The organism is Streptomyces sp. NPDC002138, from assembly GCF_040296485.1.
In the GTDB taxonomy this organism is placed as follows: Bacteria; Actinomycetota; Actinomycetes; order Streptomycetales; family Streptomycetaceae; genus Streptomyces.
Genome location: NZ_JBEOXE010000003.1, coordinates 198,323 through 213,865, shown reverse-complemented (window position 1 = coordinate 213,865; position 15,543 = coordinate 198,323). Strand labels below are relative to the sequence as shown.

Annotated in this window: 12 protein-coding genes; 3 read left to right on the top strand and 9 right to left on the bottom strand. The window is 72.8% G+C overall.

The genetic code is table 11. The annotated features are described in order from the left end of the window. The 5 genes from ABT084_RS03145 to ABT084_RS03125 form a co-directional block, all read right to left on the bottom strand. On the bottom strand, positions 1-1,117 hold a 1,117-nt coding region (locus ABT084_RS03145), incomplete at its 3' end, for a trypsin-like serine protease (RefSeq protein WP_351037924.1). Between the two features lie 102 nt (positions 1,118-1,219). Further along, a complete protein-coding gene (locus ABT084_RS03140) occupies positions 1,220-1,759 on the bottom strand; it encodes a hypothetical protein (RefSeq protein ID WP_351037923.1) in 540 nt (179 codons plus the stop codon). A 326-nt stretch (positions 1,760-2,085) separates the two neighbouring features. Continuing rightward, on the bottom strand, positions 2,086-2,661 hold the full coding sequence (locus tag ABT084_RS03135) for a TetR/AcrR family transcriptional regulator (RefSeq protein WP_351037922.1): 576 nt from the start codon (positions 2,659-2,661) through the stop codon (positions 2,086-2,088). A 160-nt stretch (positions 2,662-2,821) separates the two neighbouring features. Next, positions 2,822-3,661, bottom strand: a complete 840-nt coding sequence (locus ABT084_RS03130) for an NmrA family NAD(P)-binding protein (protein WP_351037921.1) — start codon at positions 3,659-3,661, stop codon at positions 2,822-2,824. Beyond that, on the bottom strand, positions 3,658-4,083 hold the full coding sequence (locus ABT084_RS03125) for a nuclear transport factor 2 family protein (RefSeq protein ID WP_351037920.1): 426 nt from the start codon (positions 4,081-4,083) through the stop codon (positions 3,658-3,660). Before ABT084_RS03125 ends, ABT084_RS03130 begins: the two co-directional genes overlap by 4 nt. Positions 4,084-4,675: 592 nt before the next feature. Here ABT084_RS03125 and ABT084_RS03120 point away from each other — a divergent pair. After that, positions 4,676-9,496: a HEAT repeat domain-containing protein gene (locus ABT084_RS03120; RefSeq protein ID WP_351037919.1), complete on the top strand. Its 4,821-nt coding sequence runs from the start codon at positions 4,676-4,678 to the stop codon at positions 9,494-9,496. A gap of 152 nt (positions 9,497-9,648) precedes the next feature. On the opposite strand, the gene ABT084_RS03115 is transcribed toward ABT084_RS03120, so the two are convergent. Beyond that, entirely contained in the window at positions 9,649-10,353 is a 705-nt protein-coding gene (locus ABT084_RS03115; protein WP_351037918.1) for a hypothetical protein, read from the bottom strand. A 564-nt stretch (positions 10,354-10,917) separates the two neighbouring features. Here ABT084_RS03115 and ABT084_RS03110 point away from each other — a divergent pair. Next, positions 10,918-11,895, top strand: coding sequence for an alpha/beta fold hydrolase (locus ABT084_RS03110; protein WP_351037917.1), 978 nt, complete (start codon positions 10,918-10,920; stop codon positions 11,893-11,895). A gap of 219 nt (positions 11,896-12,114) precedes the next feature. Here the strand turns inward: ABT084_RS03110 and ABT084_RS03105 are convergent, their stop codons facing one another. Continuing rightward, positions 12,115-12,618 carry a nuclear transport factor 2 family protein gene (locus ABT084_RS03105; RefSeq protein ID WP_351037916.1) on the bottom strand — a complete coding sequence of 168 codons (504 nt, stop codon included), beginning with the start codon at positions 12,616-12,618 and terminating at the stop codon, positions 12,115-12,117. A gap of 159 nt (positions 12,619-12,777) precedes the next feature. Here ABT084_RS03105 and ABT084_RS03100 point away from each other — a divergent pair, with 159 nt between their 5' ends. Further along, positions 12,778-13,515, top strand: coding sequence for a DUF4232 domain-containing protein (locus tag ABT084_RS03100; RefSeq protein ID WP_351037915.1), 738 nt, complete (start codon positions 12,778-12,780; stop codon positions 13,513-13,515). A 36-nt stretch (positions 13,516-13,551) separates the two neighbouring features. On the opposite strand, the gene ABT084_RS03095 is transcribed toward ABT084_RS03100, so the two are convergent. Then, positions 13,552-14,772 carry a low temperature requirement protein A gene (locus ABT084_RS03095; protein ID WP_351037914.1) on the bottom strand — a complete coding sequence of 407 codons (1,221 nt, stop codon included), beginning with the start codon at positions 14,770-14,772 and terminating at the stop codon, positions 13,552-13,554. A 131-nt stretch (positions 14,773-14,903) separates the two neighbouring features. Next, on the bottom strand, positions 14,904-15,539 hold the full coding sequence (locus ABT084_RS03090) for a TetR/AcrR family transcriptional regulator (protein ID WP_351037913.1): 636 nt from the start codon (positions 15,537-15,539) through the stop codon (positions 14,904-14,906). Positions 15,540-15,543 lie beyond the last annotated feature (4 nt).

Sequence of the window (15,543 nt, the reverse complement as noted above, 5' to 3'; positions counted from 1 at the left end):
CATCACCATTGAAATCACCCGACCGGAGCTCAATGGCATTCCAATCCCAACCCGCACTCGCCGGAACACTCGCACTCGCCGTGAACGGCTGAATGTGCCCAGCAGCATCGGCCAGACCCGTGAACATCTTGATGGAGCCGTCACCGAACCGGTACATCATGCCGACATCCGCACGCCGATCCCCATTGAAATCACCCGAGATCAGCTTCATCGAAGCCCGATCCCAACTGTTCACCGGAACCGTGTACCCCAACGAGAAATCACCGAACCCACCCACCGCATTACCCAACGAGGTGTAGAAACCAATCTCAGAGTTCGCATGGTGATACACCATCACCGCGTCGGAGCGGCCGTCACCGTTGAAGTCGTGCGGAGCGACCGGGCGGACGGTTTCCCCGATCCAGTCGTTCAGGTCGTCGACGCGCGCGGTGACGGCGCCGGTGCGGGTCTCGGCGGCGGGGGTGCCGAGGCATCCTCCTTGCCAGGAACGGCTGTTGATGCCGACGAGCTCGCCGGCCTGGCTGAGCAGGGGGCCGCCGGTGTCTCCCTTGCAGATGGCCGCGCCGTCCTTGCCGGTGACGGCGAGGGTGGTGGCGTCGGTGGTGTTGAGGGTGAAGGTGCCGGTGTGGAGCTTGTCGGTCACCCATTCGGTCTTGGTGCGGCCGAATCCCGCGGCCGTGACGTCGGAGCCGGTGGCGGGCGCAGTGGTCGCGCGCTTGATGACCGCGATACCGGGGGCGGAGGTGGCGAGACGGCCGAGGACAAGGTCGCGGTCGGTGCGGGGCACGAGATCGGTGACCTCGACGACCTGGCCGGTGCTGAGCGTGGCGGTGCTCTTCAGGGCGGGCTTGCCGGCCTGGACGGGCGAACCGGGCCGGTCGGCGAAGCAGCTGGCGGCGGTGGCGATCCACGACTGGTCGACCAGAACGGCGGTGCAGGCGCGGGAGTTGGCCTCGCCTCCGACGGTGAGCCTGACGAGCGGGGCGAACTGTCCGCCGGTGGCTTCGGGGCCGGCGACCGCGAGGGCGGTGGGTGCGGCGGTGAGAGCGGCCGAGACCGCGATGGCGGTGACGAGCAGACCGGCTGTCCGCGCGGAGTGCGGAGGGGAAACAGGCATGCGGGATCCTTCAGGCGAGCAGGGGCGGGCGAGCAGGGGCGCGGGAATCGACCGACAAGGGTGACGTATCGCGGGAACGTCACCGCCTGATGAGGCGGGCGGTCACTTGGTCGTCTTGATTTCCATGAGCATGAAATCGCGACCCTGATCGTCCGCGCTCTCGCCCACCGGGGTCCACGCGTTCTTGTTCACGTCGTAGGACTTTCCCTCGGCGCCCGTGGTCATGTCGACCCGAGCCGCGTAGCTGTTGCCCTTGACCGCGAATACCGCGGGGATTTCGAGCGTCAGGTAGCCGGTGGTCCCGGTCACCCGGAAGCAGATCTTCTCGTTCGCGCGTGACCACACTTCGAGCAGGTCGGAGCCGCTCGCGCAGTCGGCGAGGAGGATATGGCCGTCGCCGCGCTTCAGCGTGATGCCGCGCTCCGCGAGGATCTTGTCGGCGTTCGGATAACCGAAGTCCTCGACGGCGTAACCAGGGCCTTCATCGGCCGTCGCCTTCATCGCGACGCTGTCCGTGGCGTTGCCCTCGGCGCTGTGCGCGGTGGTCCCGCCGATGGCTCCGCCGGCGATCGCGAGCCATGCCAGGGCGCCCGCCGCGACGGCCGCGCAGGCGGCCCGGAGCGTCGTCTTGCGTGCCTTCATCGCTGTCCTAGTCGTCGGTTCGGGATTACCCCCGAACATGGGTCAACGCAGAGGTGAAGGCGGCCGTCCGGCCCGAAGTAAACGATCCCGTCCGAGAGTTCGTGCCCCGTGGAAGCCCCCCGCTGCCGGTTGGAGAGTAGCCCGCCGGCCGGAGTTCTGTAACGGTCGAAATCGAGACAGAGGAGAGGCGGACGGCCGGGAAATGACCTTCCCGGCCGGGCCTCCGGAAGGGACCGCCTGGAGGTCTGAATTCCGCATCACTGCACGGATTTCCGCGTTCCGGATATTGCCCCTGACCGAGTCGGCTCAGGGCGATTCGGGCCGGCTCACTCGCCGCCGAGGACCTTGTCGACGTACGCCGCGAGCGAGGCCCGCAGGCCGTCGGAATCCATCCCCTGATCGTCGATCAGGTGGGCCACGAGGTCGGCGCGGATGGCGGCCAGCAGCGCGTGGGCGGTGAAATCCGGGTGGGGTACGCCGGGCATCTGCTCCAGTGCCGCGCGGAGGAGGTCGTGCCACCAACCGTAGTGCTCGGCCCGGTAGGGGCTGCTGAGCCCCGCGTCCTCCGCGGCCGACATCAGGTTCCGGTTCTCGATCTTGAAGCGCAGCGAGGCGTCGAGGAGGTCCAGCACGCGCTGCCGCGGCGAGGACCCGGCCGCGCCCCACGCCTCCTGCACGGCGCGCTGGAGGGGTTCGAGGCGGGAGGCGATCACGGCGCCGATCAGGCCCGAACGGTCCCCGAAGCGCCGGAAGAGGGTGCCTTTGCCGACGCCCGCGGCCGCGGCGATGTCGTCCATCGACACGCTCTGCGGGCTGCCGCTGGCGGCGAAGAGGGCGTCGGCCGCGGCCAGGACGGCTTCTCGGTTGCGCAGGGCGTCCGCGCGTTCTGGGCGCTGAGCCACAGGTCCTCCTTGGCGGCCTCGGCCGGTCCCCGCCGGAACGGGCTCGTGGTGCCGGTCGACGATACGTGGTGCCACCCTACGGAGGGTGCCCGGTGCGGGACTCCACCCACTCCGCCTCCTCCGCCCGCCCCCCTCGCTCCCCTCGCTCGCCTCGCTCCCCTCATGACACTTCCCGTTCGACGAAGGCGCGGAAGGTGCCCGGGGGCCGCCCGGTGATCCGCTGGACGGTGTCCGACGTGCGGTCCTCGGCGCCGTCCGCGATGGCCCGGTCCAGGCCGGCGAGCAGGGTGGCGAACTCCACCGGGATCTCGGCCGCCCAGCGGTCGCGCAGCTCGTCGAAGGTCAGGTGCCGGTGTACGACGGGGCGGCCGGTGACCTCGGTGATGATCGCGGCGACGTCGTCGTAGCTCAGCGTCTCCGGCCCGGTGAGGAGCAGATCGCCCTGGAGAGCCTCCTCGTCGGTCAGGGCGCGTACGGCGACGGCGGCGATGTCCTGCGCGTCGACGAAACCGACGCGGCCGTCCCCCGAGGCCGTCCGGATGGCGCCCTCCGCTCGGATGCTGCGGGCGTGCGGGGTGGTTCCGGTGAAGTTCTGCATGAACCACGAGGGCCGCAGCACGGCCCACTCCTCGAGCAGGCCGGGCAGCGCCTGGTGGACCTGCCCCACGGCCGGACCGCCCGCGGGGATCGCCGATGAGCTGAGCAGCACCGCCCGCCGCACCCCGGCCGCACGGGCCTCCCGGAGGAAGGGCAGCATCACCGCGGCCGGGTCGGAGGAGCCGATGGGCGGGACGAGGTACACACGGTCGACACCGCCCAGGGCCGCACCCCAGGTAGCGGACTCGTTCCAGTCGAAGCGGACGGCCTCCGCACCCTCCACCGGCGTGGCGGTGCGCCCGGCTGCCTTGACGAGGTGGCCTTCGCGGACGAGTCCGGCGGTGACGCGGCGGCCGGTGGTACCGGTGGCTCCGATGACCAGGGTGGCCTTGAGGTCGCTCATCGGTTCGCTCCGACGAAGTCGGCGCCCGGTTCCTGAACGGCGAGGGGGTTCCAGTAGTCACGGTAGGAGGTGATGAGCCCGTCCTCGACGGTGACCACGGCGATGTATTTCATGTCGAAGGGACCGCCGGTCTCCACCAGGCGGCCGACCCCGCGCATCTCGACCACGACCGTCTCGGGGGTGGTGGTCTGGTGGACCGTCACCTCCGGGAAGTCGTGGAGGTCGACGTGGTCGGGGTAGTGGCGCATGTAGTCGGCGATGGCCTGTCGCCCTTCCAGCCTGCCGGGCCAGCCGTGGGGCGCGAAGGGGAACTCCAGGACCCCGTCCTCGTGCCAGAGGTCCACCCACCCGGGGATGTCCTTGTCCAGCAACAGACGCAGGCCGTGCCGGTAGAGCTCCGCGGGTGCCATGGGGAGGGTCATGTTCGGGGGTTCCGTTCTGCTCCGGGACGCGGCGATCAAAAACGGACCGTCGGTCCGTATGTACGAACCATACGGACCGCCGGTCCGCTTCGCAAGGATGCGCCGCCGGGCACGATCCCGGCGGCTTGGGATACCTGGCGGGGCGGCGTGACTTTGGTGGCACCGGCCACCGCAGTTCCGCACCGAAGCATCACCGAGGCCCGGTCCTCCGTGGTCGCCCTGCCACCGCGGCGGGACCGACCGGCGACCTCATGGCCCACGACCTCTCCTACTGGGGCGCGCGGAAGCACGTGCGGTGGGACGCCTGCGGCCACCGCGTGAGCCTGATCAACCTGGGCGACCTCGAAGGAATCACGGGCCCGTGACGCCGGAACCCGCCGGGTACCTCGCGCCTCCTCCCCCTCTGCCCCTCCCGACGGACACGGGCGCGGGCGCGGCCAGGGCGGGGTTCTCGGCGGCGGCCGTCGGCCGGATCTCCTACGGCGCGGCCCGCCCGACGCACCTGGTGGGCGCTGAGCCGGAGCCGCATCAGGAACCAGCGATCCCGGCTCCGGAGCGCGGGCCGCCGCGGCGGCCCGGTTAGCATCCGATGATGAGCACGTCGCCGAACAAGGCCATCCACTATGCGATACGTCGAGCCGACGTCGACTGGCTGGGCCGCCATCTTGACGCGCGGCTCTGCCCGGCGGCCGTCTTCGGGCGTCTGGTCCGGCACGAGGATCCGCGCCTGCGGCGGCTGGGGTTGGCGCTTCTGGCCGAGCGCGTCGCGCCGGAGTCCGGCCCGGCGGCCGACGAGGTGGAGATGGCCGAGCTCGCGGGGCTGCTGCCGGTAGCGGTGGAGGGGCCGCCGGAGGTGGCGCTCGTACTGGCTCGGCTCCACGAACGGCTGGGGCCGTATCTCCGCGGGCGCCCCCGGCCGGCGTGGCGCGGCGCCGAGCTGCCCGCACGGGTACGGATCGCCTGGCTGCGCGCCGAGCTGCTCAACGAGCCGGCGGTCATCCGCCGTGAGGCTCCGGGCGAGCTGCTGTACCAGGCCGTACGGGAGGCGAGCATCACCCGCGCGCACCGGCCCGAGCAGCTCGTGAGCGAGCTGGTGGACAGCGGCGACCCGGTGTTGCAGGCCGCGGCGCTGCGGCTGGCCCGGCAGGGGCTGCACGCCGGTCTGCTCGCTCCCGGGCTGGTCCGCGCACGTATGATCCGCCTGCTCGCCGCCGACAGCGCGGACGCCCTCGTCGCCGTGCTGGGTGAACTCACCGAACCCTGGGCGGCGTTGGATCCCTTGCCGGCGGCATGCCTGTCCGCGTTCCTCACGGCCGAATCGGTGCACGCACGCCCCGGGGTGGCCGACGCCGCGCTCGCGGCCGCGGCTCATCATGGGCACCCTGACCTGCTGCGGCTGGTCATCGACGATCCGGACCTGCCGCCGGGCCCCCGGCGGCGCGCGCTGGAACTGCTCGGTGAGCTGGCGGAGCGCGGTGACATCGGTACGTTGACGGCCGTCGCCGCCCGGGACCCGTTGCTGTTCGGCGCGCCGATGGTGGCGTGTCTTCGCGGGCTCCATCGCCGCGGCCACTTCCCGGACGGTCCGGACGTGCCGTCGATCGTCGCCCTGGCCCTGGCCGATCACACGATCGCGCCCGACGAGGTCGCGACGGTCCTGTTCACCTGCCGACAGGCGATGTTCCGCGTACTGGTGGATGCCGCCGCCGACGATCCGAGCTGGCCGCGGCGGCTCGCGCTGCTGGTCGCCCTGGCCGACCAGGGGGTGCCGGAGCTTCCGATCGGGGACGCGATCACCCGGGCCCTTGGCTCGGCCCCCGTGCCGGGGCCATTCCTCGACGCGATCCGCGCGGTGCGCCCTGCGGATGCCGAGGACGCCGTCATCGCCCTCCTGCCCTCGGCACCCGCGGCGGCGCTGGGCGCTCTGGAGGCCATCGGCGGCCCGCGGACGGTGGCAGCGCTGCGCGAAGGACTAGGGCTCACCGCGCCCGCCACGCCCACCACGCCCGCCGCGGCCGCCACTGAGGACGGTACGGGCGTGATCGCGCCACACCTGCGCGCGGTACGCAACGACGCCCTCGAGGTGCTGTGGCATCTGACCCACGATCCGGCACAGCGCCGCTCCCTCCTCGTCCGCCTCGACCCCGCCGACCTGCCGGCGCGCGTCGCGGCGGATCTCGGTGGCCCGGACGAGGAGGAACTGGCCCTCCTGAGTTCCCATCTGGACCCGGACCAGCCGGTGGCGGCACTGTGCAGACTGGCCGCCCACGGCGGCGCGGGCACGCTGCCGGTCATCGCGGACCTCCTCCTGCGCGTCGTGGCCGAGCTGGCGGCTTCGCGCGCGCCGGGCGTGGTCCCGGCGCCGGGCGCAGGCGGCCAGCCGGCCGCCGAGCCCGTCGTACCCCAGGAAGTCGTCGACGCCGTCCACGACTTGGGCCGCCGTCTCCACGAGCGGGGACGGATCAGGCCGTCCTGCCTGCTGGACGCACGGACCGCGCGGGAGGCCGGAGACGCACTCGTCGCGACGACGGCGCTCGACCTGCTGGACCGTCCCGGACTGTCGAGCGGCGAGCAGGCGGTCCTGCTCGAACTCCTGCTCCGAGCCCCCTACGCCCGCGCCCGAGCGCGGGCGCACCGCCTGTTGCGGCACCGCGACCGGCACGTGCGCAAGCACGTGATCGCGTTGCTCGCCCGCGACACCACGGGGGACGACGCACAAGCGCTGTCCGCGACCTTGATCGCGCTGACCGCCGCCCCGGACATCCAGACCGTCCGGCAGGCGTTGCTCGCCCTCGGGCACGCGCGGGCCCGCTGGGCCTCCCGCGCCATCGCCGCGTGTCTCGGGCATCCGAACATGAACGTCAAGAAGACCGCCGCCGAGGTCCTGGTCCGCGCCGGCACCCCCGCGGCGGTACCGGCGCTCCTCTTCTGGCTCGGGCACCACGACAATCCCGGCCTGCGCGGCACGCTCGTCGAGGCCCTGCGCGCCGTCCTCGGCGATGCCTTCCTGGCGACCGTACTCGCCGCCGCCGAACAGAGCGAAGACGGCCGCGCCCGCGAGCTCTTGCTGGCAGGCCTCGACCGCACGCTGCCCGCGCGCTCGGTCCTCGCGCTGGACGCCCAGGCATCACCGGTCGCCACGCCCCTGCTCGCCCTGGTGGCGAGCGGCCGGGTCGGCCTCGCCTCGGGGACGGTCGAGGACCTGTCCACGGCCATGGCCAAGCACGGGATCGCGACGCCCGCCACGGCCGTCGCGCCCGCCGCGCTCCCGTCAGCGGTGGACGCCGCGGCGGACCCCGACATCAGGTCGCTGACGGTGGACGGCTGGAATCCGGCGGTCGCGCGACGCATCGCCGAGCGCCACGAGCCGCCGCACCCCGCTCAGTTGGCGGCGCTACGGCCCCTGCTGGCGGACTGGCTTCGGCTGGCCGGGAGCGAACCCGGAACAGAAGCCGGAACAGCAGCCGGGGCCGCAGCCGGGGCCGCAGCCGGGGCCGAACCCGGGACCGAACCCGGGACCGAACCTGGGGCCGCAGCCGGGGCCCGGGGTCGCGTGCTGCGGCTCACGCTCCGGCTCTGTCCCGCACCCTGGTCGGCCGCGGAGCTGTCGACTTTCGCCCGGTCCGCCAGGGTTCTGGTGGACGGGCTCGGCGAGCCATCGGCAAGAGACCGGCAGGACCTCGTCGTGCTGCTCGAAGCCGTCGCGCCGACGCTGTCGGCGATCGAGAGGCAGACTGTCGCCGACGCGGTACGCGCACTACCCGCCGCCGCACCCGGAGGGGACCGCTCCACTCTGGACCTGCTCGGTAGCCTCGGCGCGGTGCTGGTGCGCGCCGACCTCGAGCAGGCACTCGCTTCGGCCCGGCTGGGCGCCGACCCCTGGCGGGCCGAGGCAGCGGTGCTGCGGGATGCGTTCACACCCTCGCAGCCCGCCGCGAGCTCAGCGACCGCCGCGCCCGCCGCGGCAGCTGGGGAGGCGGGGGCGGCGGCGGAGGCGTGGCGAGCCGCGCTGTTTGCGACCGTACGCACCCCGAGCGCCCTGGAGGAATTCCGCCGCCTCCCGCGGCAGCAGGACGCCATCCCCGGCTCCCGGTACCGCCTGACCGCCTTGATCGAGGTCTACGCCTCCGCCGCCCCCGAGGTCCGCAGCGCCCTCGTCGACTGGATGACGGCCCTCCAGCCCCTCGACGCACCACCCTGGACCATCGCCGAGACCACCCGTGCGCCCGCGCCACGACCGCGGCGGACCGTGTCCATCGACGACCTCGACCAACCCCGCTCGACCGCGCTGCGCGAACGCCTGGTGGCCATGCTGCAGGCGCCCGAGGCGGACCGGCGGCACACCGCGGCCCGGGCGCTCCTGGCCTGGCCCGAGCCCGAGGCCGGACTCACCGTGCTCCGCGCGTTCCTGCACGGGCGCATCGACGTACCCGTCGGCGGCGGACTGGCCGGGACACTGAGCGCGATCGGCGAGACGGAACTGCGCGCGGACGGCGTCCTGCACGACAGGGTCGCTCTCGCGGCAAGCGCGCTCGACCCGGCGAACCTGGAGCCGCTGGTCCCGCTGCTGCTGGAATGGTGGGAGCACGACCCGCCATCGAGCGGCTCCGCGGTGGCGCGGGCGCTGCGCCGGGTCCCCGGCGACGTACTGGCGGGGCACCTCGGCGACCGCCTCGACGCCGGTGCCTGGGGGTTCCTCGAACTGCTCCGCGGGCGGCCCCTGCTGCGCACCCCCGTGCTGACCCGCACCTGTCGCCGACTGCGCGCCGAAGGGCGGGACGACCTCGCGGACCAGCTGATCCTCGTCGAGGGTCCGCTACGTCGCCCGGACGCCGCACGGCAGGACGCCGCCGCGCTGGCCTCGCTCCGCGACCGCGACCGTGCCCCCACCGTACCGACGGCAGCAGCCCAACCCCCCTCTCGACAGGAGCTGTTGGACCTGGCCCGGACCGGCGACCCGGTGCGGATACGCCAGGCACTCATGCTGCTGACCGAGGGACACGCCGGTCCCGACCCGGACCAGGACCCCGGCCTGCGGGACCTGCTGGGCGCATTGCTGCACCATCCCAGGCCGAAGGTCCGGCTGCACGCCCAGCGGACCTCGCGGGCCATGCTGGACCGCCAGACCTACCTGCACCACACCTCCGTCCTGCTCGAGGACCCCCAACCGGACCTGGTCCGCACGGCGATCCGCACCCTCTGCCACGCGGCCTGGACCCCCGCGATCCCCGCCGTGACCGGCTTGCTGGAACACCCCCACCCCGCCGTCCGCAAGGCCGCGGCCGAGGGACTCGTCCACATGGGCACCCAGGCCCTCCCCGCCCTCAGACACGCCGCCGACCACGCCCGTCCCGACAAGCGCTCCCTCTACGCAGACGTCCTCGAACGGATCCTGCCCACCGACGCCGGGTAGCCGATATGAGCCTCGATCTCAACCTCGGCATCGGCATCGGCATCGAGGAGCACCAAGCGGTGGGCATGCCGAGGTCGACATCGGCTGTCGCTCGAGCGCTCGGCCCGCGCTGCTCATTGGCCGGGGCAACGCGTCCCGGTGGCTCCGTCCGGTCAGCAGGCGATCGGGACCCAAGTGTGCACGGGGAAGGTGTAGGGGGAGGAGTCCCGGGTGCTCGACACGATGTCGAGTTCGGCGCCGGTGGGCGGGGCGACCAGGCGGAACGTCTGCCAGGAGTCACCGGTGACGTCGGTGGTGCCGGACGCTCCCGCCGTGTAGCCCTTCTTGCCGGGGATCCAGTAGTCGGTCCAGACCGGCAGGCCCGCGGTGCGGGGCCCGTCGTTCGAGCGGTGCACGGTCACGTCCACCGCGCGGACGGAGTACGGCCACCTGCCGACGCTGGTGCACTGCTGGAAGACGGTGACGGCGGCGAGGTCCTGCCACCACCTCTTGTCGACGTCGCTCGCGTTGTCCCGCGTGCAGTGGAGCAGTGGGCGCGTCAGCGTGTTGCTGTAGTAGGTGCCGTCGGGCCAGGCGATCTCGAAACTGATGCTCAGCGTCGAGTCAGCGGGTGGGGAGTCGATCGTGTAGTTGAAGGTCGCGTGTCCTCTGGCGGGGTCGTACTGGCCGAAGAGGGTGCCGTACTTGCTGGTGCCGGGGATGGTGTACACGACGGTGATCTTGGACCCGGCGGGGTCGTGCCCTACGGCGCTCAGGTTCAGGCTCAGCCGGTCCACGGGTACGGCGATGCTCGTCGTACCGCTCCCGATGGTGTCGATGGCGCAGTGCTGGTCGATGTAGGGATCCCGGGCGTCCAACCCGGCGAATGCGGGTGAGGCCCCGGCGGCGGTCAGGCCGAGGAGTACGGCCAGACTCGCTATCAGCGCGCTCCAGGTTCTCCGAGTTCTCCAGGTTCTCCGGGTTCTCCGGGTTCTCCAGGTTCTCCAGGTCATCGCTGATGCTCCCTCAGGTGGTTGGTGGCGACGGCGCTCTCCACTTGCGGCGGAAGAGACGCCACCCGGGGGCACCCGGTTCCGGCGCTGATCGGCTTGTGCGACCGCGATGCGTCGGCGGTCGGGTGTCCGCGCAGGCTCCCGCACGACCGGCGGCGAGCACACGGCAGCCCTCCCGCGGAGAGGTCGGGAGGGACGCCGGTGCCGGAGGTTTCCGGTGCCGTCACCGTAGGCCCAAGGCCCCGCGAGACGGTAGGCATATGCCAGAAATGGCTCGGACGCATACGGAGCCCCGGCAGCGGAGGGGGCGACGGCCGCCCCGCGGCTGCCGACGGCCCGCGGTACGGGTCCGGGTGGCGGGGTACGGGTCCGGATGGCGGGGTACGGGTCCGGATGGCGGGGCGCGGGAGGGCGAGGGAGGCTTGGGGCATGCGATGGCGTGTGCCCGGGGCCGCGGCGGCGCTCGTGGCCGCCGTCCTGCTGACGGCCGCAGCGCCGCCCCCGGGCGGCGGTGACACCGAACAGCGGGTGGACATCGGCGGCGGCCGGAGCCTGTACCTCCACTGCTCGGGCTCCGGGAGCCCGACCGTGGTGCTGTTGGCCGGGCTGCACGAGGCCTCCGACCCGTGGTCCCTGACGGACACCGCCCCGCCCGTGCCGAGGTCCCCCGCGGTGCTGCCGGGCGTGGCCGCCTTCACCCGGGTGTGCGCCTACGACCGGCCCGGCACCATCCGCTACACGCGACCGCCGGAGCTCACCGACCGCAGCACGCCCGTGCGGGGTACCCGGGCCCTGGCGGCCATGGTGCGGGACCTGGACCGGGTGCTGACGGCCGGGCGCGTACCCGGCCCGTACCTGCTGGTGGGGCACTCCTTCGGCGGGATGCTCGCGCTCCGGTACGCGCAGGAGCACCCGCAACGGACCCGCGGGCTGGTCCTGGTGGACGCGCTGGGACCGGCGCTGAAGCCCGCGATGGGGGCGGACTGGACGGCGTACGTCGAGGCGCTGCGGCACCCGGGCACGTCCTTCGACGCGGATCCGGACTTCGAACAGGTCGACATCGACGGCGGTGTCACCGCCATCGACCGCGGCGGCCCGCTCCCACCGGTCCCGGTCGCGGTGCTCAGCAAGACCGCACCCTTCGCCGCGCCGCCCACAATGTCCAAGGACCTGCTGGCGAAGCTGGAGAAGGCGTGGCCCGGGGCCCAGCAGGCGCTGGTGGGCATGCGGCCGCAGACTCCGCACTTGCTGGCGACCGGGAGCGACCACTACGTCCAGCTCCACGACCCGGACCTCACGATCGCGGCGGTCCGCCTCGTCGCGGACCGGGCCGGGGGCCATCCGGGCGCGGCGCCCGGCCCGTGCGGCACGGCGTCCGGGGCCCCGCCGCCCCGCGGGGGATGCTGAGGTCTCTCTCCCCGCAGGAGAGATCCGTGAGCGATCCCAGCCCCCGAGTGCCCCGGAGGCCGGCGGCCTGAGCGTGGCCGCTGCGCTCGCTCCCCTGCTCCAGCGCCAGACGTGGCTGTTCCGATGCCGCGGACGCGCGGCGACTGCGCAGCGAAGCCAACCCGTCCTGACGGACCGTCTCCCCGTCTCATCCCCGCTGCCCGGGCGCGCCGCCTCCGGTCAGCCGACGGGCGGGGTCCAACCGGCCGGCAGGCCGGACTGGGTGAGCACCGCGGTGAGGCTGTAGTGGTCCTCGTCGGAGGTGATCCGGCAATGGTTCCTGTCGAGGTCGAGGAGGGTGGTCATCGGCACCGCGAACGGCTGGGGCGCGCCCTTGAGATGGCCGGAGTACACGGCCTCGACGGTGATGTGGTCACCGGCGCGGTGGGCGGCGCGCACGGTGACGTGGACGTCGTCGATGAGGCCGTCGGCGCGGACCTTCCATCCGGCGATCTCCTGGGGGCCGTGGAAGGTGATCCCCACGCCCAGGTCGGCGTAGGTGCCGTCGGTGGTGAACAGGGCGCCGAGCGCCTGCGGGTCGGCGCCGTTCCAGGCGCGGGCCCAGTCCGCGACGATGCTCGGCGGCCGCCGCTCGGCGCCCGCGGCGCGGGCGTCGGTGGCGGTCGTGGCGGTGGCGGCCGTGACGGTGGCGGGGAGCGCCGCGGCGGCGACCAGCACGGTCATGGCGCGGGACGGGCGGGAGTTCGGGGCTCGCCCTCACGACGGAATCGTCACTGCCGCATGCGAGGGCTGTAACGGTGCTTCGCGGGGGGTGCAAACGAACCCGGGACGGGCATCCTGTCCAGACCAATCCCAGCACGTCAGAAGCCACGGGGGCTCGTGATGCGCACGTACCGCAAGACCACCCACGCCCGGACGCTCGGCGCCCTCGGCCTCGCCACCGCCGCGCTCCTGGCCGCGACGGCCTGCGAGCCGAGCGACGGCAAGGCCGGGGCGAGCGCGCCGCCGAAACCCTCCGCCTCCCCCTCCGTCGCCGCGTCCGCGTCCGCATCCGCATCCGCCTCCGCCTCCGGGCCCGGGTCGGCGCCGACCGTTCCCCCGGCCTCCGCCAAGCCCTCCGCGTCCTCCGCCGCGCCGGGCCGTCCGGGCGAGGCCGAGGGCGACTCCACGGGCATCGACGGCAACTGCTCAGACGACTACACCAGGGTCACGGTGGAGTGGGCCGTGCCGCCCGCGAAGGACGACTCGAAGCTGCTGCTGACCGTGACCAACACCGGGACCAAGCCGTGCAAGTTGAAGACCTACCCGGTGCTCCGGCTCGAGGACGGTCACGGCCGCCTCGTGGGGGTCTTCGAGAATTCCAAGCCGCCGACGGTGGTCACCCTCGCCCCCGGCAAGGAGGCGTACGCGGGTCTGCTCCTGCGCCAGAGCAACAAGGACGTCAGCACCCTCGTGACGAACATGGCGCTCGCGCCGCACGGTCAGAGCCCCGACCACAACACGGGCGAGGGTCTGCTCCTACAGATGCCGAAGGGCGGCGTGTACGTCGACGACAAGGTCCGCGTGACGTACTGGAACAGCAGCTCGGAAGCCGCCGTGACGCCGCTGTTCCCCCACTGAGGCAACGGCCCCACCGAGCCCGCCGGTCAGGTCAGGTCACATCACCACCGGTTCCGGAGGCATCTTGTCCGGCCGGCCGGGCGCGTCGGGGACCAGGGCCGCCGGAGCCCAGCGGTCCTCGGCCATCAGCATCGCCACCACCACACCGACCAGGGCGACGAGTTGGGCCAGCCCGGACAGCCAGTGGCCGACCGGCACGGTGGCGAGGGCGCACGGCACCGCGGCCGCACGGTACGCGAGGGGCCTCAGCCGCAGGGCGGCGCGGAAGGCGACCTCGCCGGCGAGGAACAGGGCCACCCCGCCGGCGAGCGACAGGGCGGGGGCGGTGTGCAACGGCTCGTCGAGGTGCGGGAGCACCTTCTTGACACCGGCGGCCAAGCAGGCGATGCCCAGGAGCATCGGCAGGAAGGCGTAGTAGAAGGCCTTCATCGTCAGCGCGAAGCGATGCGACGGCGCCGTGCGCCGGACGGCGGCCTCCGCGGCGCTTTCGTCCCGGACGAAGTACGTCCACCACAGCGCGGCCACCAGGGCCAGGGTGAGGAACGTGCCGACGGCCACCCCGGCCGACAGGGCCGTGTCGCCGATACCGATGCCGATGGCGACGACCGACTCGCCGAACGCGATGATCAGCAGGAGTCCGTGGCGCTCGACGAAGTGCGCCGGGTCGAGCCCGCCGAGCTGGCTGCGCAGCTCCGTGGCGCTGCGGCCGTCCCGACGGCCGGGGCCGAACTGGGCGATGTACGGCGTCACGAACTGCAGCACCAGGGCCAGTACCCACAGCTCGTCGGCGGCGAGCCCGTCGGCCGGGCCCGCGGCGGTGACGGACAGCGCGGCCAGTGCGTTGGGTATCGCGAACCAGATGACGTCGCGGCCGTGGCTGCGGGTGTACAGGGCGCTGTGCACCACGACCACGAGGAGGTAGCCCAGCCCGAAGGCGACCCCGGCGCCCGTGTCGCCGAAGGCACGCGGGACGGAGAGTGCGCAGACCAGGAACCCGCCCATGCCGAGCAGGAGCAGCAGCCGCCGCGACGTCCTGTCGGGCGGCACCTGGTTGGTCAGGTAGGCGTAGGCGCCGTACATCCAGAAGAGCACGATGAAGATGAGCGCGACGCGGCCCGCGGTGGCGAAGGTCAGGTCGTGCGCGAGCATCACGGTCAACTGCGTGATCGTGAAGACGAAGACGAGGTCGAAGAACAGCTCGAGCGTGCTGACGCGCCGCTCGGCCTCAGGGTGGAGCTGGGGGTGGAGCTGGGACATGCCGGTCACTCCATCAAGCACGAGCCGACCCTGTCCAGCGGAACTTCCCCCGCACGCAACCGGTTTCGGAGGAAGATCGCGCTTGCCCGGAAAAGAGAGTCGGGCACCCCGGTCTCGGTCGGCGGGGAATCTCAGGGAGTGGCGGGAAGCGCGCGCTCCAGGGCGTCGAACGCCGCGTCCACGCGCATGCGGTGGTCTTCGGCCAGGTCCGCCGCACGCTCGCCGTCGAGCAGCCGGGTGGCCGTGGTGACGTAGACGGTCCGGTACGCGGCGACGGCCAGGGCGGCGGTCAGGCGGGCATCGGGGCCTCCGATCGCATCGGCCAGCGCGTTCTCCAGTTCCTCGACGCCTTCGCGCGCCCGCGCTCGCAGCGCCGGGGAGTCGAGCACGATCCGCCAGAAGTGCGGAAAGGTGTCGCCCACGCCCGCCAGCGGGTGGCGCTGGTCGAGGAGTTGGAGCAGCAGCGCGCGCAGGCCCTGGAGCGGGGTCGTGCCCCGCGCTCGGCCGCTCACCGCCGCGGAGAACAGCTCGACGGCCTCGGGGATCCGGTCGAGGAAGAGGTCCTCCTTGCGCGGGAAGTGGTTGAAGACCGTCATCGTCGATACGTGCGCGGCTTTGGCGACCTCGGCCACGGTCACCTGGTCGAAACCCCGCGCCGCGAACAGCACCGTCGCCTCGTCGGAGATCCGCTGCCGGGTCTCGCGCTTCTTCGCCTCGCGCAGGGAGACCGTTCCCGGTGCTTCCTTCGCGTCGTTCGATCGCTCCATGGAA